The 22,274-nt window shown below is 46.0% G+C and carries 17 protein-coding genes and 1 tRNA gene; 10 read left to right on the top strand and 8 right to left on the bottom strand.

Translation table 11 applies throughout. The annotated features are described in order from the left end of the window. Nucleotides 1-46: 46 nt before the first annotated feature. From KFV02_RS04690 to KFV02_RS04675, 4 genes are all read right to left on the bottom strand, one after another. Nucleotides 47-2,248 (bottom strand): TonB-dependent receptor plug domain-containing protein, encoded by a 2,202-nt coding sequence (locus tag KFV02_RS04690; protein ID WP_252380379.1) that lies wholly within the window; start codon nt 2,246-2,248, stop codon nt 47-49. A 121-nt stretch (nt 2,249-2,369) separates the two neighbouring features. Further along, nucleotides 2,370-3,152, bottom strand: coding sequence for an ABC transporter ATP-binding protein (locus KFV02_RS04685; protein ID WP_252380378.1), 783 nt, complete (start codon nt 3,150-3,152; stop codon nt 2,370-2,372). Then, a complete protein-coding gene (locus KFV02_RS04680; protein WP_252380377.1) occupies nt 3,152-4,222 on the bottom strand; it encodes a FecCD family ABC transporter permease in 1,071 nt (356 codons plus the stop codon). The genes KFV02_RS04685 and KFV02_RS04680 overlap by 1 nt, the downstream gene beginning before the upstream one ends. Next, entirely contained in the window at nt 4,200-5,213 is a 1,014-nt protein-coding gene (locus tag KFV02_RS04675; protein WP_252380376.1) for an ABC transporter substrate-binding protein, read from the bottom strand. The genes KFV02_RS04680 and KFV02_RS04675 overlap by 23 nt, the downstream gene beginning before the upstream one ends. Before the next feature lie 740 nt (nt 5,214-5,953). Here KFV02_RS04675 and KFV02_RS04670 point away from each other — a divergent pair. Continuing rightward, nucleotides 5,954-6,853, top strand: a complete 900-nt coding sequence (locus KFV02_RS04670) for a histone deacetylase family protein (RefSeq protein WP_252380375.1) — start codon at nt 5,954-5,956, stop codon at nt 6,851-6,853. An 82-nt stretch (nt 6,854-6,935) separates the two neighbouring features. Here KFV02_RS04670 and KFV02_RS04665 read toward each other — a convergent pair whose 3' ends face one another. Beyond that, nucleotides 6,936-7,691 (bottom strand): tetratricopeptide repeat protein, encoded by a 756-nt coding sequence (locus KFV02_RS04665; RefSeq protein WP_252380374.1) that lies wholly within the window; start codon nt 7,689-7,691, stop codon nt 6,936-6,938. Between the two features lie 479 nt (nt 7,692-8,170). Here KFV02_RS04665 and KFV02_RS04660 point away from each other — a divergent pair. After that, a tRNA-Arg gene (locus KFV02_RS04660) sits at nt 8,171-8,247 on the top strand. Nucleotides 8,248-8,723: 476 nt separating this feature from the next. On the opposite strand, the gene KFV02_RS04655 is transcribed toward KFV02_RS04660, so the two are convergent. Genes KFV02_RS04655 through KFV02_RS04645 form a run of 3 tightly spaced genes read right to left on the bottom strand, consistent with a single transcriptional unit; the run spans nt 8,724 to nt 11,611 of the window. Next, nucleotides 8,724-9,575, bottom strand: a complete 852-nt coding sequence (locus KFV02_RS04655) for a deoxyribonuclease IV (RefSeq protein WP_252380373.1) — start codon at nt 9,573-9,575, stop codon at nt 8,724-8,726. 57 nt (nt 9,576-9,632) lie between these two features. Next, nucleotides 9,633-10,937: a 4Fe-4S binding protein gene (locus tag KFV02_RS04650; RefSeq protein WP_252380372.1), complete on the bottom strand. Its 1,305-nt coding sequence runs from the start codon at nt 10,935-10,937 to the stop codon at nt 9,633-9,635. Nucleotides 10,938-10,978: 41 nt separating this feature from the next. Beyond that, nucleotides 10,979-11,611, bottom strand: a complete 633-nt coding sequence (locus tag KFV02_RS04645) for a 4Fe-4S dicluster domain-containing protein (RefSeq protein ID WP_252380371.1) — start codon at nt 11,609-11,611, stop codon at nt 10,979-10,981. Between the two features lie 353 nt (nt 11,612-11,964). Between KFV02_RS04645 and KFV02_RS04640 the strand changes: the two genes are divergently transcribed. The 8 genes from KFV02_RS04640 to KFV02_RS04605 all read left to right on the top strand — a co-directional run bounded on the left by KFV02_RS04640 (nt 11,965) and on the right by KFV02_RS04605 (nt 22,274). After that, complete coding sequence (locus tag KFV02_RS04640) at nt 11,965-12,579, top strand: TetR/AcrR family transcriptional regulator (protein WP_252380370.1); 615 nt, start codon at nt 11,965-11,967, stop codon at nt 12,577-12,579. Nucleotides 12,580-12,625: 46 nt separating this feature from the next. Beyond that, the gene (locus KFV02_RS04635; RefSeq protein WP_252380369.1) at nt 12,626-14,029 is read left to right on the top strand and encodes a TolC family protein; all 1,404 of its coding nucleotides are present in this window, start codon (nt 12,626-12,628) and stop codon (nt 14,027-14,029) included. Nucleotide 14,030: 1 nt separating this feature from the next. Further along, nucleotides 14,031-15,146, top strand: coding sequence for an efflux RND transporter periplasmic adaptor subunit (locus KFV02_RS04630; RefSeq protein WP_252380368.1), 1,116 nt, complete (start codon nt 14,031-14,033; stop codon nt 15,144-15,146). A gap of 8 nt (nt 15,147-15,154) precedes the next feature. Continuing rightward, nucleotides 15,155-18,298, top strand: a complete 3,144-nt coding sequence (locus KFV02_RS04625) for an efflux RND transporter permease subunit (RefSeq protein WP_252380367.1) — start codon at nt 15,155-15,157, stop codon at nt 18,296-18,298. A 1,156-nt stretch (nt 18,299-19,454) separates the two neighbouring features. Then, nucleotides 19,455-19,934 carry a BCAM0308 family protein gene (locus tag KFV02_RS04620; RefSeq protein ID WP_252380366.1) on the top strand — a complete coding sequence of 160 codons (480 nt, stop codon included), beginning with the start codon at nt 19,455-19,457 and terminating at the stop codon, nt 19,932-19,934. A gap of 211 nt (nt 19,935-20,145) precedes the next feature. Further along, complete coding sequence (locus KFV02_RS04615) at nt 20,146-20,706, top strand: HPF/RaiA family ribosome-associated protein (RefSeq protein ID WP_252380365.1); 561 nt, start codon at nt 20,146-20,148, stop codon at nt 20,704-20,706. A gap of 31 nt (nt 20,707-20,737) precedes the next feature. Beyond that, the gene (locus tag KFV02_RS04610) at nt 20,738-21,349 is read left to right on the top strand and encodes a SagB/ThcOx family dehydrogenase (protein WP_289510075.1); all 612 of its coding nucleotides are present in this window, start codon (nt 20,738-20,740) and stop codon (nt 21,347-21,349) included. A gap of 271 nt (nt 21,350-21,620) precedes the next feature. Next, nucleotides 21,621-22,274, top strand: coding sequence for a dienelactone hydrolase family protein (locus KFV02_RS04605; protein WP_252380363.1), 654 nt, complete (start codon nt 21,621-21,623; stop codon nt 22,272-22,274).

Raw genomic sequence — 22,274 nt, 5'->3', positions numbered from 1 at the left:
ACTGCTGAACCCGCCATGGCGGGTTCAGCAGTATCTAGTTGCCTGGTTAGTATTTCAGTCTTATCTCGAAGAAATAACTTCGACCGCGGCCCTTATAATATTCAAAATAATCTTCATCAAAAATATTATCCACAGAAAGTGAGAATTCCACATTTTCTTCAGGGGTAAAGGTGAGTTTTGTGTTCCAGAGCCACCGCTTGGAATAGCCACCGTATACATCAGGCACATCGTTATTATCTTCTGTGGTGTAAATCCTGCCCAGATAATCACCAGCCAGACTTAGCTTGAACCATTTGTATGTTAATTCACTGCCTAAGTTGATGGTTTCAAGGGGCATATAGGGAAGATGTTTGCCTTCAGCGTCCGGGTTACGTTCATTTTCTTTTACTTCGCTGTCGTTATTTGTGTAGTTGGCCCAGATCTTCAACCAATCAAACGGTAGCAATTGTCCTTCAAGTTCCCAGCCGTTAATTTCTACTTTTGCCACATTATCCAGATATTTATCTGTGCCAACTTTGTATCGCTCGATTGCATCTTTCAACCTGGAATGAAAAAAAGTTGCTCCAATCTTTAGCTTTCGGTTAAAAAGATATTGGTCAGCACCCACTTCGTATGTCCAAATGATTTCCGGATCGAGGTCTGGATTAGAGTGATAGGTATACCAACCTGATTGCCATGTCCGGTAAAGTTCATAGATGTTTGGCGCGCGGAACCCTTTGGCCACAGAGCCGCGAAGGTAGGTATCTTCAAGAGGATTCCAGACAGCCCCGATTTTTGGGCTTATGGCATAGTCCTGAGGTTCATCATATTCCTCAACGCTCCCTACAGAACCGGATTTGCCATCATATGCCTTCCAGAAATCAAACCGAAGGCCACCATAAAGAGTCAATTGTTCCAGGACTCTCCACTCATCTTGAACATATAGCGCATAAAACAGATCCTTTCCTCTTGTAATATCTATTTTGTCCAGCTTACTGTCTTCATCACGATAATATGAAAGATTGTAACTATCCTGTTCAAAACTATCTGTTTTAAAGTAAAGACCACAAGTAAGGAAATGCTTGTCTCCCAAAGGCATATTTGCCTGAAGATCAGCAAGCCAGGTCTCTGTATCGGCATCACTTAATTTCCCTGTGGCATTGTCAAAAGTACCAGTAGTATCCGTTGTTGTAGTGTACCACTTGTTATTAAACTGATAGCCAATTTTTCCGGTAAAACCCACAGAGCCAAATGTTTCTTTGTATGTTAAGGAAGCCAGGTAGAAATCCTCATTGCCGATGCCAGTGTAGTAAATATAATTATATGGCTTGACTGATGCATATTGACCGTCCCCTACATCAACTGTTCCGCTAAAACTTGGTTCACCACTGGCATCGGTCAAGTACGTATTTGGTTCATCATAACCATATTTGTGTTGTCCATATTGAAAATCAAGCGAGATAGTTCCTGTTTCAGTCAAATCATAAGAGGCCATCAGGTTAATATTCTGCCTCTTGGCCCAGTTATCGCCCTTGTCTCCAACCACCCATTTGGGGGTGCCGGAAGTACTCGTAGTAGGATAGCCGCCGGTAAGCGTACCGGTACCGGAGTAGATTGACCTGGTAACGAGAGAGGTTGGATATCCACCGGTCTCCTCTGCTTCATATCCAAACCTTATCCCAAACTTATCAAACTTATCACCTACATAACCACCATAACGATAAGTCTCATCACTTCCTATGCCGCCAAAAATCTCCGCTTCTAGTTTTTGAGGTGTAGTAGTGATGATATTGATCACACCGCCCATGGCATTTCCACCATAAAGGGCTGAGGCTGGACCGCGAATAATTTCAATGCGTTCTATATTTTCCACACTGATATTGTTCCATTTCACACCTCCATCGTACCCACCATTGATTGGCAGACCATTCAGTAAAACCAGCGTCCGCTCTTGTCCGGGCAAACCACGCATTTCGATACTGGGAAGACTATCACTCAACCCTTTTTTTCTCTTGAAATATATCCCGGCTTCATATTTTAAGGCTTCATCAATGGTCTGGATGTGATACTTTTTCATCTCTTCCCTGGTAATCACACTCACGCTTGCAGGAACATTGTCTATTTCTCTTTCTGTCCTGGTCGCAGTGACTACCATCTCTTCCATATCCACAGTTTCGTCTGCTTTCACATCTTCCTGCTGAGCAGCAAACAATGGATTTCCAAGACAAACTACCAAGCAACACGATAGCAACACCTTAAAAATTTTCATCTTGTCCCTCCATAATCTTAATTTAATAGTCTATTTGTATGATATCTAACCTTGCCTAATTTACATAATATTTACTCAATAGTTAGTACCGGCTATAATATTACGTTATGTCTACAAAAATTTATCTATAATCATTTCTTGTTATTGAACTAACAGGATATAAATAGTTATACCCCTGGTTACTGAAGCTTTCCACATTTACTCCATAAACAGTGCGAATATTGTCCTGATTCATAACTTTATCGGGCGGACCGGAACAAAATACAGTCCCGTTTTGCATCATGACCACCCGGTCGGAGAACCGAAGGGCGAGGTTTAGATCATGGATGGCCACTACTATAGCCATGTTTTTTTCATTGACGATTTGACAAAGAAGTTGCATCACTTCGAGCTGATACTTGAGATCCAGGCTGCTTGTAGGTTCATCCAGGAGCAGATAGCGGGCTTCCTGGACAAGGGCCCTGGCCAGCATGACCTTTTGTTTTTGCCCTCCACTTAGGCAATCAAAATCTTTCGCAGAAAAGGAGTCCAGTCCCATTATTTCAAGAATACTGGTTACCTTTTTGAGATCTTCCCTGGCAGGACGCCAACCTAAGTAAGGTCTGCGCCCCATAAGAACCGTATCAAATACTGTCATGGGAAATTTAGGAGGGTATGCCTGGGGAACATAGGCCAGTAGTTTGGCCCTTTCCCTGGAGGACATATGGAGAAGATCCTGTTTATCAACTGTTATGACCCCTCTGGCAGGCCTTAAAATATTGAGAATACACCTTAACAAGGTGGTTTTGCCCGCACCATTTGGCCCGATAATAGCTAGAATTTCTCCGGGACGCGCTTCCAGGGAAATATCTTTAAGGATTTCCTGATGCTTATATGAAAATTTTAGATTTTTTACCCGCAACATTAGCAGTATTTCCTAGCCTTTTTCATCAAAAGGTAAAAAAAGAATGGGACTCCCAGGAAAGAAGTCATGATACCAATTGGGATAACTTGTGGCGGCCAGATGGTTCTGCTCAACGTGTCAGCACCCACCACCAGTATTGCGCCCACAAATCCAGAAGCTGGGATCAAGAAGCGATGGTCACTTCCAATTAGCATGCGCGCGATATGAGGTGCCACCAGCCCAATAAAACCTATAACACCAGTGAAACAAATGACGCCCGCGGTCATGAGCGCTGTCAGAAAAATGCCTCCTGTCCGTATGGTGGACACATTGACCCCAAGGGCACTGGCTGATTCATCCCCGGTCATCAAAAGATTCAAGTCCCATGCCCTTGCCATCACCAGTGGAATGGGAGGAATGATCATCAGGCAGGCGATACTGATTTCAGGCCATCCCACTTTGGAGAGACTGCCAAAAAACCAGAAGACCATTTCATGCACTTCTTCAATAGTTGCTGTATATTGGACAAAGGAAGTAAGCGAAGAAAAAAGGAACATGATGGCCACGCCGGCCAGGATTAAGGTCTCGGATGAGGTGCTTTTCAAGCGAGCCACCCCATAAATAAGTAAAGATGTGAGCAAGGCAAAACCAAAGGCACTGGCAGCAACTATTTCCCTGGAAAGCCCGTTTGAGAAAACAATACCAATTACGGCTCCAAAGCCTGCTCCTGAAGCTACTCCCAGTGTAAACGGCGAAGCTAAAGGATTTTGCAAAATAGCCTGGGAGACAGTCCCGCCCAAGGCCAGACCCCACCCGGCCAGAAAAGCCATAACGATTCGAGGCAGGCGCAATTTCCAGATGATTACACTTGATACGGTCGATTGCTCAAACAGAGCTGCGAACACTTCTTGCAAGCCAAGAGCTGAACTACCTACACAGAGACTGACCATGCCCATCAACACGAGCAGAGCCGCCAAGATGCAAAGAAGCACGACTCTTTGCCTGATCAGATGCCTATATTGGGTTAACCCATATGAAGCCGGAAGCCTTCTGGAGGTACTCATGTCTTCACTTCCCTGTTGGGTAGGCATAAAAACCACGGTATGGCACCTTTAAAAAATCCGCCAAATACTCTCTGTGCATTTCCTGAGGATTTAAGTCTACTTTAGGGAAAAACCATTTGGTCATGTAAGCGATTCCCACTGCAGCCCTGGGTCCCCCTGCAACGTCTGACGCCAATACATAAACTTTGCCTTCTTGCACTGCACGGGTGAATTTCCAGCCAGGACGTTCCATGATATTTTTCTGTATTTTTCGAAATTTTTTTGAATTGTCGCATACATAGGCATCCTTTATCGAAGCTATCTTAACGATAACATCCGGATTTTTGCTCAATACCCATTCAGGGCTAACCCTAGAAAACGATGTAGAAAATGCAGAAGCAATATTACGAGCTCCGGCATAAATACTTAGTTCATACCCACCAGACCCCGGTCCCATCACCTGGTAGTCAGAAAAGCTTTCAACATAGACCTTTGGACCTGGTGAGTTTTTTCTGCGCAATTTTTCGATATGCTCCATTTTTTGAGCATGCCATTGTAAAAATACTTCTGCCTGCTTTTGCTTCCCTAAAACCATGCCCAGAATTTGCACCTCTCTGGGCAGCGCGCTTATTTTATAAAAATCGAGGCGAAGCACCTGGATTCCCAGCGGCTCCAATTTTTGTTCAGCCTCAAGCCCGGGAAAACGCCCGTAACACAAAACCAGATCAGGCCGGAGGGTAGCTATCAATTCGTAATCTGGCTCATTCCAACGCCCAACCACTGGCCGATCCTGAAATTTCGACCACAACCGCGGTTTTTGGTGGATGTAATCGCTGACTCCGACTACAAGATTTTCTGCCTGTAAAATTTGCATAACTTCCAAGGCATTTGCACTGAGAACAACTACCTTTCGGACAGGCAAGCTGAGCTGGATTTCACGCCCCCTGGCATCGATAAAGGTTCGTGTTTCCCCAGCAAACCCACTCTTGCAGGCTAAGAAGAAAATTAAAATAAATATAAAATAGTTGGCTGCACGCATAGGGTTTCTCGGGTAAAAAAGAAGCTTAGACCTCATACTAGAGGTTTTGTAGAATTTAGATAGAAATAGCACACCTAGCGAACCACAAAAAATGATCGCCTCAAGCTCTCCACTGTTCCCCTTCACAAATTGTAATTACCAAACCATGCATAATTTCCTAACCAAAGTAATACGACACATTTACAACTTATAAAAAATTACTCGATTATGTTTAAAAAATTAAAAAGTCAACATTTTTTATCGCCAATTTGCTACCTAAGTAACACGCATGAACGCAAATTTTCACACGTATCGCTGAAAAATACACCTGCTTTTTGTTACTTAACTAAAATGTGTAATCGAAATTGAAAAAAAATGTATTTTTTGCGTAAAAAAGGAGGTTTTTGCGTGAACCGGGGAGATGTCCAAATGGGGGGGGGGATAAAAAAACTATGCTCGCATATCAACAGGAGAATTGACTTCATTGGCTGCTTATTTAAAAATAAACCAGCATTAAAATCAAAGACATCGGGACTTGAAGCAAGGGGCTGATTTCCCAATCAAACAACTTGGACCGGGAACCTAACTGTTTTTAAGAATCTGGCCATAAGCGACCATTGCAAATTATAGCCGCAAAAAACAAAAAAGAGCTCAAAAACTATTGGAGTTCAGTTGTGTTTTCCTACCGATTCTATTAAAGATTGCTGTCCACTTCAAAACAAATAAAATTCGACATCCGATATTTTGCGGAGGTATTTAAAGTGTTCAAGTCTGCTGTTATATTTAACGAGATTTTTTTGAAACATGATCTTCCCTCCCATCCTGAAAATGCAACAAGACTGCATGCATTTCTAAAAACCCTTCCTTCTTTTAATATCCCCATTCTAGACAGTAAACCTGTAGACATGCACCTTCTCAAGCTTGCTCACGATGAAAATTATATCCACGAAGTAGAAAAAAGATGCCAGAGTTTTGAGGGACACCTTGATCCTGACACCTATTACAACGAACACAGCTACTATGCCGCACTCATGGCCGCAGGTGCAGTGGAAAAAGCAGTGAATCTCTGCTTTAAAGAAAACTTTAATTGTGTTTTATGTGCAGTAAGACCACCTGGACATCACGCAGAACATGGCAGGGCAATGGGTTTTTGTATCTTTAATAATGTAGTTGCAGGAACGCTAAAAGCCCTTGAGCTTGGCTTTAAAAAAGTATTCATCATTGACTTTGATGCTCACCATGGCAACGGAACTCAGCATATCCTATCTAATAATCCCGATGTGTTTTACTTCAGCTCTCACCGGTATCCATTCTATCCGGGTACTGGAAGCGAAAGCGAAAACAACGAACATACCTATAATATTCCTCTCTCGGCAGAGGCAGGAGATGTGGAGATAAAACAGATTTACGGAGAAATTCTTCCTGGTCTGATAAATAAATTCCAACCAGAAATCCTCCTTGTCTCAGCCGGCTTTGATCTGCATAAGGATGATTATCTGGCTGGCATGAAAGTCACAGATGAAGGCGTAAGGTTCATCCTTGAGACTCTTGTTTCGATTGCCAGAGAGAAAACCTTGCCCATTATCTTCACCCTCGAAGGGGGGTATAACCTGCAGGTTCTGGAAAGGAGCGGGGAAATATTGTTTAAGTTAATTAGCTAAAATGATATGAAAATAATATAGTTGAGCTTGCCAGACTAACCTTTAAGTTACAGTAAGCACCTTTTAAAAATTAGACTAACAGTTAACAACCTAAAAATTCCATGAATTTTTTGGCCTCTTTGAGTTCCTGATTCAATTCCAGGGCCTTTTTTAAATGCGTTAATGCCAGTTCAATTTTATTTTGGCCAAAATACGCCCGAGCGATATTGTAATGCAAATTTTCATCATTCGGGCTAAGCTCAAGTGCCCGTCCATAATACTCAACTGCCTGTTCAAACATCTTTTGTTTACGCAAATTTATTCCAAACTCATTAAACAAATGCTTGTGTTTCAGCTCAAAAGCGGCATCTAGCTTGACCAATCGCTTAAATATGTTGTTGGCCTTTTCTTTGTCACCTCTTTCCAGATAAGTTAGCCCCAAACCAAAATTTGCCCTGATATTTTCTTCATCAATCTTTAATGCATTCTTATACTCATACTCAGCACTATAGGTTTCTCCCCGCTTACGATGTCGCTCAGCCCTGGCAATGGTTTTCTTTAATTCGCACATTTTAGGATAAACTGTTTGCATATAAAACTCTGGCTCAGGAAAAAACTTATTCAGAAACTCATCTTTGGAAATGATTTTCTTTGAGCTGGAAGGAACTAATTCAACATTTAGGGGCCTGATCTCAACCATGTCATCATCAATCTCAGTTGCAAAGCAATACTTTTTCTGGATATCCTTTTTCTGAGTGGTTCCAATACCTACTTTTGATACGGTCTGGAGAGAAAATAGCCCCTTGATTTTATTGTCTTTTTCTTTTTCTGTTGTTTTAAGGCTATGGTTACTAACCATGAATCCCTCCCAGGCTCACAATATTTCCTTTATTAACTATAAATATAAATACGCATTAAATGGATTAATAAATTATGAAGTTCTTATTTTGTAACCCACAAGACTAAGAGTGTTGTAATTAAAAGATATAGAACTAGTCAACAAAATATCAGATAACGTTCAAGTATTTATTAAAATGGACAATGAATATACCCTAATGACACAGCGTACCACGCGATTGTCTTGCTGTGTCATTGTCGATTACACTATATTTACCAAACTTACGCGTTCTTTTGCCATTTAAAGTGTGAGATTCGTTCGCCTATTTTGCTCAATCCGCTATAACAGGGACGAGATTGTCCAGGCGAGGGCAGCGAAGCTGCCCGTGGCAATCTCACCCGTTGGTTGAAAATCGCTTGCTAAAAATCTATCTCCCAAAAAATCTTAGCTATTTTATCTTGACCTTTTTTTTAATTGAAATTAAATGAAGAGTTCTCTTAGCGCCTGTAGCTCAGCTGGATAGAGCAACGGCCTTCTAAGCCGTCGGCCCGGGGTTCGAATCCCTGCAGGCGCGCCATAAAAAGAATAAAAAAAGGGGTTAGGTCAAATCACCTAACCCCTTTTTTTATAAAAATCGCTCCTCTTGTCTAATTGTCTCGAATTTGTCTTGTCCAAATATTCTCAAAATTACTTTTCCTAGTCCTCTTTCATAACTATCTACTATTTTATATGCCTTCGACAATTGCCTGCGAACACGCCATTAAGAAATTTTCCATTGTTTATAAAATTAGCGGACTAGCTTATAGTATTTCTCTCATCGGGCCTATCCGGTACCTGCATCTGTCTAGTTTAAGGGGTAGGGATTAAGGGCTACGGGGTAAGGATTTCTTACTTGAACCCCTCTTTTAAAGTTTAACATCTTGCTTATTTCTTTGTAGACTTCTTCAAGATGCCTACAATCAACATCCGACAAATTATGAAAACTTATCCTCTGTCTGACTAAGGTTTGGGCACAAACTTTATAACCTTCCTAATCGCTTCTTATAAGTCTTTTTACTTCGAAATCAGGGAGTTAAGAACCTTAAGATTTTCTATATCTTCATGTAAATCCTTGTCTTTTGGGGTTTCCAGGACCATGGGATGCTCACGGAAACGGGGATCATTTAAGAGAAGCTTGAATCCTTCCAGGCCAATTTGCCCCTGTCCGATATGCTCATGCCTGTCCTTGCGTGAACCAAGCCCTGTCTTCGAATCATTGAGATGAAAAAAATGTATCCTTTCCAGGCCAATATTTTTTTCTAACAAATCAAGGGTCTGGGCATAGGCTCCTGGAGTACGTAAATCATAGCCCGCGGCAAAGATGTGGGCAGTGTCCACGCAGACCCCAAGCATTTCCTGAAACTTAGACTGCTCCAGAATAAAGGCCAAGTCCTGAAAACTAGCACCCAGATTCGTTCCCTGACCCGCTGTTGTTTCCAGAAGGACCGTTACACCTTGCTTCCCTGATATTTCAATGGCCTGGTCAAGATGGCGTACAAACCTTCCTAAGCCTACTTCCACTCCGTCCCCGCCGTGCGACCCCGGATGGGTAATCAGAAAAGGGATGCCAAGAAGCGCGGTTCTTCTCAATTCATCAGCAAAAGCGTGAATAGATTTTTTAAGTACACTCTTATTTTTTGCGGCCAGGTTAATGAGATAAGATGTGTGCGCGGCAATGGGATACCCGCCCCATTGCTGCCATTCTTCTTTAAATGCCTGAATGGATTCTTCAGTCAAGGAAGGGGAGTGCCACTGTCTTTGATTTTTAGAGAATATCTGCAGGGCCCTGCCTCCTACCTTCTGGATGCGTTGTATCGCCTTATACAGTCCGCCGCTGATGGACATGTGAGCGCCTAAATAGGGCACAATATTATCCTCCAAAACTTAAAAACAAACTCGGAGCGAACGCCGAAAGTTGAGTGATTACATCCTGGCTACTCCCAGGAAAACCGCATGCAGACTCACGACCATGACAACGAAAACTTTCCTGGCCAGTCCAGGGGATAGACCTGGAAATTTTAGATAAATATGCTTCTTTTTGCAGACCCCAAGACAATCTCCGCATAGTGTGCAGGATAAATTTGGCCTACCCTTTTCCAAATCTTCACCAGTCAAGGCTCCATACCGACATATGCTTGAACATCTGCCGCATTTGTTACACTCTGAATCAATCTTTATCCTCCAGGGTGAAATCTTGCCTAAAACATTACCCACCAGCCCCATGGGACAATACATTGTGCAATGAACCAGTTGTCCCCTTCTAGAGGACACAAAGAGCATGACCCCTACTCCCACAAGTCCGAAAATGGAAGCCGAGAGTAAAGCCAGCGTCCAGGGGGAGCCCAGAATACGCATTGTCAAAGCTGCTGCAACAACCAAAACAAGATTGAATATTTGTGCCCTTTTGGCCCATTTAGGAAGATGCCGGATCTTTTTAACCCTCCGGCTGGCCACATCATCCCAGGCCCCGATATAACATAGGTGGCTGCACCAGGCCGGGCCTACCAAAAGAACAGTTATCGTAAAGAGGGTGAGCATAAAAAAGCCCGACCCACGATAAATTGGTGCTGCCAGGATCAATGCTGGCACGGGTAAATGCAGTTTTCCGGTCATGAGCATTTCCTCTATCCCTAAAAGCCCCAGGAAAAGCTGAAGAAAAAAGACCAGGGAAAACAGGGCCCAGATACGCGGCCTAACCCGAATAGACGCTTTAGGGTCGAGCATTTTTCCAGTAATCCATGTTGCATACAAGGCAAGAAAAAAAATTTCTACCCACCCCATGTTCAAATGAAAACGATCAGCAAGAAGTATAGGAAAACTGGTCTTTGTTCTGGCCAATACAAGAGTCAGGGTTGTGAGCAAAAAAGCTGCTCCTTGGGCTGGTCCTATCTCTACTGCTTCCGAGAAAAAAAGTCGTCCTTTTTGGCCAAGGATCAGGAAAAGGGAAAAAACCGTAACCCCAAAGACAGTGAGCATAATCAGCCCAAGCCTGAGCCAAGGAAGCCCAAAAGCCATTCTGAACTGAACAAGCTGGACTCCAGTTTCCACCCAAGTAAAAGCCCCCAAGGTGAAACCCGCAGCCAAAACATATCTGATCCAACGCTTTTTGGTGAAAAATAAAAGACAAAGGAGAATCCAGGCAATGCACAGGCCCAAGTCTCCTGCCCTTAAGGCATGGGCCGAAAGCAAGATCAGACTCAAAATCGGGGGAACAAGCCAGAGATGCATTCGATTATCTCCTATTGATAATTTTTGACAATCCCATTTGGTTACACCAACTTTTTCAATACCCTATCCTGACCAAAAAGGTCAAAAAGATCTCCAAATCTTTTCAGGTGTTGGTAATGCTCCATATACATGACCAGGGCTTTACCCAGAATGTTTAAAACCTCCTCTTCGGCAAATATACCTGAAAGTTCGGACGCCAGTCTTGGGTGTCTTCCAAGCTTACCCCCTAGAACGATGCGAAACCCATCCTTGTCGGGAAGAATGGCCTGAGTTGGACATATTTTCTGGCATGCCCCACAGTAAAGACAATTATTTATTTCAAATACGAGCCCAGCATTCAAAAGCTCAATTGCATCTTCATCACAAGTCTGGGCGCAAAGCCCGCACTTTATGCATATCTCCTTTACAAAGTCTGGCTTCCTGGCCCTTATCAGACCAAAATCGGCAATTTGTGGACGTGAACAACCATTGGGGCAACCAGCCACGCTGATCTTGAATTTTTGATGAGCCTTGACAGGACCGTTGATCCAGCCCCTAAGAAATCCAGGCCATCCGCTTTCCAGGACAACCCGTTTTAATTCCGTCTCAAGTTCTCCATTCCAGGGCAAGACATTAGGACAGCTGCCCCCACTAAGGCCGTGACATATATCCAGGGAAAAAGAGTCTGTTCGCACGGTACCTCCTTAAATTATTTTGCCAACAATTAACTATTTTAAAACTTAATTATCTATATTGATGGAAAATTGTGCGCTGCATTGACTTAAGTCAAAATATCATTTTTTGGCCACAATTTTCTTTTTTGGGCTTGCTTTTTTTGGGATGTTAGTACAAACTAACCTTACTTTTATTGATAATATCAACCAACGAACTCGCCATTGCCCAAGGAAAATGCAAATCAGACATAAAAAGAGTCAGGCCAGACATAGAAATAAAAATAGAAGCAAACTATATGAAATTTTTAAATAAAATTTGAAACAGACAACCAAGACACTATTTGCTTTTTTAAAGGTTAGGATATATTAACATTATGTTAACCACAACAACATGGACTCATCGCCAACGAGAGGTGCTGGCCACTGCCCTTGAAATTCTTGCCCGCGAGGGAAGCAGAGCGCTCACCATGAAACGGGTTGGGCAAAGACTAGGTGTAACCGAAGCTGCCATCTACAGACATTTCGATAGCAAACATCACCTGCTCGTAGAGCTCTATGCGTATGTCCGGGAGGGTTTGCTGGCAAAATTGGCACCGATTCTAGGCAGCGAAATGTCGCCTGTAGACAGAGTCCGTGTCTTTATACGTGAGTCCCTCCGCTACTTTTTGACCCACCGGGGGGTTAATCTCATCTTGTTGGCAGAGTCTATTTATCACCACGATGACGAGCTGCGAAAGGCCATGCTCTCGATCTTCACTGCCTACAAGACCCTTGTGGAAACACTTCTTCAGGCAGGCATGGCCAGCGGCCACTTCTGCAAAGACTTGGACACAGATATTTGCGCCACATGCCTCATCGGGATGATTCAAGGCGCCCTTACTCGACACTTCCTCACCACAGGAGGTCCGGAGGCCTTTGAGCCGTCAGAAGCTGCAGAGGCTATAAGCCGCTGCTTTTTGCGCGGAGTCCTTCCCCCTAAAAATACCTGAGGGATGATGAGTAAATGTTTTTTAAAACATTATTCCGGAGTTTTTTATGGTCACAAATGTTTGTCAGTTAACACTTACTAATAGAACACTTGTCCCTCATCATATGAAGACCAGACGTCTGTTTTTTCGAGCTTTGTCACTTGTGTTATTAGGGTGTTGGCTGGCCTGCGCCCCTATTGCACAGGCCAAAACTGTCCTGACGCTGGAGCAAGCCATTGCCACGGCCTTGTCCCAAAGCCCTGTGCTAGGCGCTAGCAGATACGAAATGTCTGCTGCGAGCGCGGCCACCAGGAGCGCGACCGGTCGCCTTTGGCCACAATTAGACGCCTATGCCGGGTATCAGCGACTAAGTGACCCGGCAGCAGTGGCCCCCATAAAAACTCCGGTTTTTAGCCGGGATCAGTACAGGACGGGCATCAACCTTAAGATTCCCATCTACCATGGAGGCCGTCTCAGGGGCCTGACCGCTATTGCCGACATAGAGAAAGCCATTGCCAAAACCAATTTTGAGTTTAAAGCGCAAGACTTGGTGTCCAATGTCACAAATGTTTTCAACTTGATACTTTACTTAAAAGCTCTCCGCCACGCACAGCAAGAGACCCTGGCTGCCCTTCGCAAAGCCCGGGATGATGCTGCTTTAAAGCTCAAGGTAGGCAGGATAGCCCCAGTGGACCTCATGCAGCTAGACACGCAAGTGGCCACCCAGGAACAGGCATTGATAAAGACCCGGGAAGCGGAGCGTCGAACCAGGCAATCTCTGGCCATGCTCCTTGGCTGGGAGCCCAGGCGAGAACCTGACGCACAGGGGACTTTGACCCCTGCACAAATAGACCTTTCAGGCGAAGACGTGGCCCGGATGATAGAGGATCGGCCGGATGTTCGCAGGGCCAGAAATGAGGTTCGCAAGGCAGAAGCCGCTGTTAAGATCGCCCGGGGAGCGCATCTTCCTTCTTTAGACCTTGTAGGAGACTATGGCCGGAGGGCCGGAAGTGGTCTGGAGGGAAACGAAGAGGTATGGTCTGCCGGGGTGTCATTGACGCTCAACCTTTTTAGTGGCGGAACGATATCCAGCCAGGTTCGTGAAGCCAAACACCGGCTTATGGCTGCCCGGGAAAATTTGCGTGCAACTCGTCTCAGGGCCCAGGCTGAGGTCCTCCAGGCTGTTTCCTCCCTCAAAGAAGCTGAACACCGGCTTATACTTGCCCGGACAGCCAAAAAAACCGCAGCGGAGAGCTATCGTATAGAGGAACTTCGCTACAAAACCGGAGCCGGCACAGTTACCGACGTTCTTCTTGCCCAGGCAGCATGGCTCAATGCCCAGACCAGCGAGCTGGCTGCCATTTATGACCATCAGGCAGCCGCGGTATCATATCGCCTGGCTACTGGAAAAATCAACGCGTCTTACTCTCGTTGGCGAAAGAATCTACACAAAAAAGTTTTGGAGAGATAATATGATAAAAAAAACCCTGGCCATACTCGTGACCCTGACATTGATTGCGGGAGCCATTTTGCTTGTCAAACATCGCAAGGCTCAGCTGTCCCAGCTCCCCTTGCCACAGCAACCCCTGCTGGCAGTAGAGGTAGCACCGGTCTATCAGGGTAGCCTCGCTGTCAAGGAACGCTACCTTGGAACTATCGAATCCAAGCTCTCTGCTAACATCGCCCCACGGGTCACCGGTCACCTGGTGGAAGTCCGCGGTCGGGAAGGAGACAAGGTCCAGAAAGGAGATCTCCTGGCTCTATTGGACGATCGATCCCAAAGAAACAGGATTGTCGGACTTGAAGCAGAACTAGAGGCTGCCAGGGCCGCTCTAGTCACCCAGACGAACGTCTATGCCAGAGATAAACAACTTTTTGAGGCCAAGGCTCTAAGCCAGGAAGCTCTTGACCGGTCAAAAGATGCAAAAATCGCTGCCAGGGCCAGGGTCATCAACCTTGAAAGGGCACTGGACACCGCCAGAATTGAACTCTCATATACCCGTCTCACCGCACCATTTGACGGAATGATAACGGCCCGGCTCCAAGAACCCGGAGACCTTGCACTTCCTGGCAAACCCATCCTCTCAATGGAGGCCCCGGAAGCCGGATATACTGTCGAGGTCAAGGTCTCCCAGGATGTTTTCCCAAAGCTCCGTGTAGGTGGAGAGGCCCTCATCTTCGGCCCAACAGAGAACACCCCTATAAAAGCGGCTATCAGTCGCCTGCACCCTGCCATTCAATCCGAGGAAGGTAAATCTGCTGTTTTACCCACAGTAGAGATCGACCTTAAAAAGCGCCCTTTTTCCCTGTCCACAGGCTCAACAGTAGAGGTTGAACTCATTACCAGCAAAGTACACGGCTGGATCGTCCCGACCCGGGCTCTGCTTGAAACGACCGATGCATCGTATCTCTTTTTGGTAAGCGCAGAAAATACCATTCGCGTACTTCCTGTTACCGTGCTTGCCAGAGGTCCGGAGAAGGCCTGTGTAGATGGAGACATTCCAGCAGACGCTCGCGTTGTGGTGGCCGGAGAAAGCGGTTTGCTGCGGCTTCACCCAGGCCAAAAAGTGCACCCAGTAGCGAGGTAAGGTAAGCAATGAAACACAAAAATTTTGCGGAGTTTGTCCTTTCACGATCCCACCTTGTTGCGTCCCTTGTCTTGATTACAGCGGTCCTGGGGTTGATAGGCTTTAAATACATGCCCCTGAACCTCTTTCCAGACGCCAATTACCCGTCTGTGGTGGTGCTTATCTCACAGCCGGGTGCAGCGGCAGGGGATATGGAGGACAAAGTCACGCGTCCTTTGGAAAAGGTACTCGCCTCTATCAGCCTCGTCCGTAAAGTCCGTTCGGTGAGCCAGGACGAGATGGTCGCGGTTGCGGTGGAATTTGAGTACGAAAAAGGCCTGGACGCTGCAGCAACAGATGTAGCCAATGCAATAAAACGCATCGAGGCAAGTCTTCCCCCGGACATCTTACCCCCCCAAATCTTTAAGGTGAGTGACGCCACAGTGCCGGTCTTTACCCTGGCCCTGAGCCCCAAGCCAGGCACGCACCTGGACTTGTCAAAGGTCCGCCAGCTTGCAGACAATGAACTGCGTGAGGACTTTCTTCGAATCCCGGAAGTGGGAGATGTAGAAGTCTTTGGAGGATATTCTCCAGAACTTTTGGTGGAGATCGATGCTCGCCGTCTCCATGCCCATGGTCTTTCCCTGGAACAGGTCATAATGGCCATTCGGTCACAAAACATCAACCTCCCTGCCGGGTTGATCCTCCAGGATCACCAGCAGTTCCGACTGAAAACCTCAGGGGAAAAGCTGACCAGGGCCGAGATTGAAGAGATCGTGATCGCAAGCAGTGCCCAAGGCGAGATCTCCCTCAAGGACGTGGCCCGGGTCCGCACCCATTACCGGGAACGACAATCTCTCTTTCGCGGAAACGGTCATCCTGCCATTGGCGTAAACCTATTGAGATCGGAAACCGGACATGTCACCACCACTATTGCTGCTGTGGAAAAGGCCCTGCCAGAAATCGAGGCCAAGTACCCTGAAATTGCATTCGAGATCGCTGACACCCAGAAGGAACTCATAGGTACCAGCATCGACAATATGGTCGATGCCCTGCGCGACTCTGTGATCATGACCGTAGGGGTAATTTTCCTGGTGCTGGCCAGTCTAAGACTCTCGCTTCTGTCGGCCATATCTATTCCCCTCGCCTGCTGCATGGCTTTTGCCGGCATGTATCTCTTGGGTTACGAATTGAACATCGTCACCCTTACCGCAATCATTCTCTCAGTAGGTCTCCTGGTGGATGACAGCATCGTGGTCATCGAAAACATCGAACGACACGCAACTACCCTGGGCAAACCCATCCGCCAAGCCGTAGTGGATGGCCTGAACGAGATCGTCCTTGCGGACTGGGCTGGCACCTTTACCACCGTGATCGTGCTTGTGCCCATTATGTTCATCGGAGGCTACGTAGAGAAGATACTTCGGCCGCTCACTACTGTCTTGTCCCTTACCCTCGCGGCCTCCTTTCTCGTATCCGTGACCATTATCCCGCTCCTGGCCCCATATGTAGTTGGCCGGTCTTCAAAACGAAATCCTCTCGAACGCCTGGCGACCCTGGTGGACCGCTATACTATAGAGCCCATGAAAGACTTTTTTGCCAAGCTCGTCCATGTGGGGCTCAGGCACCGCGCCGTCTTTCTCCTTGGCGGTGTGATCCTCTTGATCCTCAGCATCAGGCAACTTCCACTGGCAGGCCGGGATCTCATGCCCCCCATGGATACCGGGATCATCAAGATCAACTTTGAAGCCGAGTCCGACGCTTCGCTCTCAGCTACAGAGTCCATAGCAAAACGGTTGGAAGCCATCCTGATGGAGATGCCAGAGGTGCAGCTCATCTCGGTTGCCGTGGGCTCCGAACCCGGCGTTGTCAGCTTTGGTACCGGCCGCATCCCGCAACAGGGCCAGATTACTGCCCATTTCGTGGACCGGTTTCACCGTAAGGAAACCATTTGGGAGTTGGAGGAGAAAGTACGTCTAAAGGCAGCCACCATTCCAGGGCTCAAGTCCATTGACGTCTACGACTTCGGCGCGACACCCCTGTCGTCAATAGCAGCTCCGGTGGATGTTATGCTGTCAGGGCCAGACCCGAAAATCCTGGATAGCCTTGCAGATGAGGTAGTCCGTCGTCTGCGAAAAGTCCGGGGCCTGACCACGGTTACCCGCTCCTGGACAGGAGACAGGACAGAGGTCGTCCTCAAGGTTGATGAAGCCCAGGCCATTCGCTATGGCCTGGATCCCGTGGAGATCAGCCGCCAGATAGCAACGGCTGTGAACGGCGGCCCGGCCTCGATTCTACGCGTTCCTGGCGAAGACGGCTATCAGATTCGGATCCGCTACGCCCCGCATAGACGGGACAGCCTGATGGACATAAAATCTATACAAATCACAACCAAGACCGGGCCCATCCCCCTTTCCCAAATCGCCACGCTTGCCCGTACCAAGACAAGAACGAAGTTTACACGCCAGAACCTTGAACCAACTGTGAACATCTACGGTTATCGGAGCGAAGCAGCAATCAGTCACATCCAGGCTCAGGTTTCCAAGACCCTGCAAGGGCTGCCACTCCCTCCTGGCTACCGTCTAAGTCAAGAAGGCGAAATAAAAAAGATGGGAGAATCGGGCCAGCGGCTTGCCAAGGCCTTAAGCGTAGCAGTCATCCTCCTCTTTTTCTCCCTGGCCACGGCCTTCCGTTCGTGGACCAATCCTATTGTAATCATGGGCGCTATTCCCCTGGCTTTAATCGGGGCCGCGTGGGGCCTCCTCCTGACCGGCCGTCACATGTGCATGCCTGCCTCCATGGGTATGATTTTGCTTGCTGGAATCGTGGTGAACAATTCCATACTCTTGATCGACTTCATCGAAAAGGCCAGGGCAAAAGGCATGGCTCTGCTTGAGGCCATCGAACAATCCGTTCGCATGCGTACTCGTCCCATCCTCATGACTGTTGCCTGCACCGTGGTCGGTATGCTGCCTGTGGCGTTAGAGCAGGCCCTTGGACTTGAACGCCTTTCCCCGCTGGCCGTAGTGGCCATTGGCGGACTCGTAAGCTCCACCATCCTCACTCTGGTCTATATTCCGATTCTCTATAGCCTCTTGGATGGATTGAGGGAGAAGGTGCTACGAAAATTTCATCTTATAAGAGGTACTCACAGCTCTCATGGCAATGACTAAACTTTAACATCAAGCTTGCCTGCCTGAATTAAAGACTATTTAATTAACTCTTCCATTAAGCATAATGAAATAAAAGTAGATTTTTCGCCAATGAGTGAGATTGCTACGGGCAGCTCCGCTGCCCTCGCAATGACAGGATGAATGCCAAGTCATTGCGAGAAGCGTTAGCCTTGATGCAAACCCAAACTTTAGAGCCTGTGGCCGAACTTTTTATCAACTTAATTTCCAAGTTTTATTTCAGTCTTGGTTTCTTTCATGCTGGTACAAAGACTTGGACCTGTTCTCAAAACTTGCTTGCGGACAGAGCATAATGGGATACTTTGGGTAAACAAATATTCTTTTTATTATCGAAAGTTATGGGCAATGTCGCAAAATGTTTAGCCCATTTCTCCCGATGCTCTGTTTTTTCGCAAGCTTCGCCAAGATGGGTTACCCAGGCCGTTTGTAATGCATTTCAGAAAGCAAGACCTTCAACCACCGCTTAAATTAGGGTTTGGCCACAGGCTCTTTAAGCTGTAAAAATTCTTCCCCGAAACATTATCCACCTGGTTCCAATCACTACTCTCCAACGCATAATTTCTGAAAAACCTCCACTGTTCACCCACTTGAACTAATTTTTTTTACCGTAAGAGAAAATAAAATCCTCTATATCCTTCACATAAGCTTAATTCGGTGTTATCTTAATATATAAAATACAGGCTCAAACGACGACAAAAACTGAAGTTTAATTGATTACCCTTTCTAAGTTCGAAAATCTGTATTTCTTTCGTTTGACAAGGATATCAATGGATTGCGCAGCACTTTATCTTAATAGAACGACCTTGCAATAACGTTTCATTCAGCAAGACAGACACAAAATCCCGCGAACAGACAGACCTGGCTTAAACAAAAAAAAGGCCCTTTCCCGTAAAAAAACGAACCACCTAACCTTTATCACCTGAGGCACGGCACTAAATGACCAGCAAACTTTTTGAAATGACCAGAAATCACCCCCTACTCTATTTAACTGTCGTCTAATTGCAATTCGAAAAATTACTTTGATGCCAGCTGAAATCTAACTCCAATTCCAACTTAGAATTTTATAACCTCTTAATCATCACTGCTAGTCAGGCGATATAACTGCAGATAAACCCGAATAACCAAGGGGGGAACTACCATGAATAAAGGCCGTTACGGAAGAAATGACAAGTTAATCAAAGAACACCGGCATGATGTTTACGAAGAAAACCGCGGGCCGGAACCTAGTCTATGCACTGAATGTGGTGCCCTCTTTGTAAATGGACGCTGGACATGGAAAAAAACAGGAGAATACACAAGCAAAATGGTTTGTCCTGCCTGTCGACGTTGTGCTGACAACTACCCTGCTGGCTACATCCAAATAAAAGGAGAATTTTTTGAAGGGCACCGGGACGAAATATTAAACCTTCTTCGCAACGTAGAGGAAATGGAGAAAGGCGAACATCCCCTAGAAAGAATTATGTTAATTACAAACGAAGATGACCATACATTGGTAACGACAACCGGGGTTCATATTGCCCGACGAATCGGGGAAGCATTGTCTCGATCTTACAAAGGAGATTTTTCGTTTCAATACGGAGAAGGAGAAAAAAGCATAAGGGTCTATTGGCAGCGGTAAGTCTCGGATGACCTCTGAAAATTTATTGCTAAGTCGAAAAAAGGTAGGGCCGAGCATTATCAAGGCCCAAAATAATGTTCGGCCATCAGAATAATCTTCTCAAACAACACTAAGAAAAAGGAGAGTCGTGTAGCGGCGGTTAGGCAAAGACTATCATCCTTAAATTATTCAAAAGCGCTTCATCGCGTATTTTTAAAAAGGGGAGCAGACTATGCAATCACCCTTACAGATCAGTTTTCGTAATTTGGACAGGTCCTTGGCAGTCGAAGCAAATGTCCGGGAGAAGGTTGAAAAGTTAGACAAACTTTTCAAGGAAATCATAACCTGTCGGGTTAGTGTCGAAGCCTTGCATAAGCGCCACAACAAAGGCAATCTCTACGATGTACGGATTTACATCACCGTTCCGGATGGAGAACTGGTCGTCAGTCGGCGACCTGATCTCCATCATGCCCACGAGGATATCTATGTGGCAGTCCGCGATGCGTTCAACGCAGCGCAGCGCCAGCTAAGGGATTATTTCAGGCGTCGCAAGGGACATTTTAAAACGCACCAAGTAGTACCTCAAGGAAAAATCTCACAACTATTCTTGGATGAAGGTTACGGATGGATTACGACACCTGGCGGCAGACAGATCTATTTCCACGAGAACAGCGTCTTGAACCACAGCTTCAATGACTTGAAAATCGGTACAAATGTCCAGTTTCATGAGGAAAAGGGCGAACATGGCCCCCAGGCTAGTACAGTGAGAGTTATGGGCAGATACCAAATCTAGGTCGAAATAGAGATAATGAGGAAACAATACCATGTTCCATACAACAACGAAGAAAACAAAACTGCCTCGGCCTCTCTATAATGGCGGGTTCTCTGTTGAATATGCTTTGCAGCAGAGACGTTCTGTAAGGAACTTCAAAAAAGGGCCATTGTCGCTCGCTGAAGTATCGCAACTGTTGTGGGCTGCACAGGGATTAACAGACCCAGGCGGGTTCAGGACAGCACCTTCTGCAGGAGCCCTTTATCCCCTTGAGGTATACATAGCGGTAGGGAGTGTCGAAAATCTGAGCGCTGGCGTTTACAAATATATACCCCTTGAACATCAACTTGTAAAAACTGTGGAAGGCGATATACGTCGTGAGCTCTCAACAGCCGCGCTCAACCAGAGTTGGGTGAAAAATAATGCAGCACTGTTAGTTTTTTCCGCTGTAGAATATCGAACGACCCAAAAGTACGGACGCAGGGGAATTCGCTACGTGCATATTGAAGTAGGTCACGCTGCACAAAATGTGCTTCTGCAAGCGGAAGCATTAAACCTTGGTGTTGCTGTGGTAGGAGCCTTTAATGATGAAAGGGTGGAAGACATAATGAAAATGTCAAAGGATGAGCACGCCTTATATCTTATGCCCATCGGCAGAAAATAGGTGGAATCCATCATTCTCAGAAAAATGAGGTGGTTATAGGGCTCGCCCACTACCTCTGGAAATGGGTGCTGCACCCGGTAGTTGTTCTAGCTCAAAAATATTTTCCACTTCTCCTCATTCTGAGGGTGCGAAACACCGATGATTCTATTAACAGTAGCGAACGAGATTCTTCGCTTTGCTCAGAATGACGTAATCAAAACAACTAGCGGATGCACCCTCTAATCGCCAAAACCGGCTCCATGGATTTTGCCAAAAATCGTCAAGGTGACACATGCAAAAGAGTCTAAAAGCCCCCATCAAGGAACTGATTTTTATCCAAGCGGCTGAAATTGAGCTAGAAGGGCTGCTCGAAGTTCCTCCAAACCCAATAGGCCTGGTGCTTTTCGCCCACGGAAGCGGTAGCAGCAGACATAGCAGAAGAAACAACTATGTAGCCAGTTTACTCAAAAAGGCCAAAATTGCAACATTGCTTTTTGACCTGCTAACGGATAGGGAGGAAGCGGACAGAACGAATGTATTTGATATCGAACTGTTATCTAAAAGACTTATCAATGCTACCGACTACGTAAAAAAAGATAGTCGGGTCAGTAAGCTTCCTTTTGGTTACTTTGGTGCAAGCACTGGAGCAGCCGCTGCGCTGAATGCCTCTACAAAAAACGAGTACATTAAAGCGATTGTTTCCAGGGGAGGCAGGCCGGACCTGGCCGAAGGCAGCCTTTCCTTGGTTAAAGCCCCTACACTACTAATTGTAGGAGGTAACGATTTTGGCGTGATTGAGCTTAACGAAAGAGCGTATAATCAACTCGCCTGCGAAAAAGAACTAACGATCGTTCACGGCGCCACCCATCTCTTTGAAGAACCGGGAAAGCTGGAAGAAGTAGCTAAACTGGCAAGGAATTGGTTCGTCAAATATCTAAAAGGATAA

The organism is Desulfovulcanus ferrireducens, assembly GCF_018704065.1.
Taxonomy (GTDB): Bacteria; Desulfobacterota; Desulfovibrionia; order Desulfovibrionales; family Desulfonatronovibrionaceae; genus Desulfovulcanus; species Desulfovulcanus ferrireducens.
The sequence above is the reverse complement of the archived record's forward strand: the minus strand, read 5'-3'. Positions and strand labels throughout refer to the sequence as shown.

Excerpts from the sequence above, each read along its gene's own strand:
- KFV02_RS04690 (WP_252380379.1), bottom strand. The coding sequence starts at position 2,248 with ATGAAAATTTTTAAGGTGTTGCTATCGTGTTGCTTGGTAGTTTGTCTT.
- KFV02_RS04685 (WP_252380378.1), bottom strand. The coding sequence starts at position 3,152 with ATGTTGCGGGTAAAAAATCTAAAATTTTCATATAAGCATCAGGAAATC.
- KFV02_RS04680 (WP_252380377.1), bottom strand. The coding sequence starts at position 4,222 with ATGCCTACCCAACAGGGAAGTGAAGACATGAGTACCTCCAGAAGGCTT.
- KFV02_RS04675 (WP_252380376.1), bottom strand. The coding sequence starts at position 5,213 with ATGCGTGCAGCCAACTATTTTATATTTATTTTAATTTTCTTCTTAGCC.
- KFV02_RS04665 (WP_252380374.1), bottom strand. The coding sequence starts at position 7,691 with ATGGTTAGTAACCATAGCCTTAAAACAACAGAAAAAGAAAAAGACAAT.
- KFV02_RS04650 (WP_252380372.1), bottom strand. The coding sequence starts at position 10,937 with ATGCATCTCTGGCTTGTTCCCCCGATTTTGAGTCTGATCTTGCTTTCG.
- KFV02_RS04640 (WP_252380370.1), top strand. The coding sequence starts at position 11,965 with ATGTTAACCACAACAACATGGACTCATCGCCAACGAGAGGTGCTGGCC.
- KFV02_RS04635 (WP_252380369.1), top strand. The coding sequence starts at position 12,626 with ATGGTCACAAATGTTTGTCAGTTAACACTTACTAATAGAACACTTGTC.
- KFV02_RS04630 (WP_252380368.1), top strand. The coding sequence starts at position 14,031 with ATGATAAAAAAAACCCTGGCCATACTCGTGACCCTGACATTGATTGCG.
- KFV02_RS04625 (WP_252380367.1), top strand. The coding sequence starts at position 15,155 with ATGAAACACAAAAATTTTGCGGAGTTTGTCCTTTCACGATCCCACCTT.
- KFV02_RS04620 (WP_252380366.1), top strand. The coding sequence starts at position 19,455 with ATGAATAAAGGCCGTTACGGAAGAAATGACAAGTTAATCAAAGAACAC.
- KFV02_RS04615 (WP_252380365.1), top strand. The coding sequence starts at position 20,146 with ATGCAATCACCCTTACAGATCAGTTTTCGTAATTTGGACAGGTCCTTG.
- KFV02_RS04610 (WP_289510075.1), top strand. The coding sequence starts at position 20,738 with ATGTTCCATACAACAACGAAGAAAACAAAACTGCCTCGGCCTCTCTAT.
- KFV02_RS04605 (WP_252380363.1), top strand. The coding sequence starts at position 21,621 with ATGCAAAAGAGTCTAAAAGCCCCCATCAAGGAACTGATTTTTATCCAA.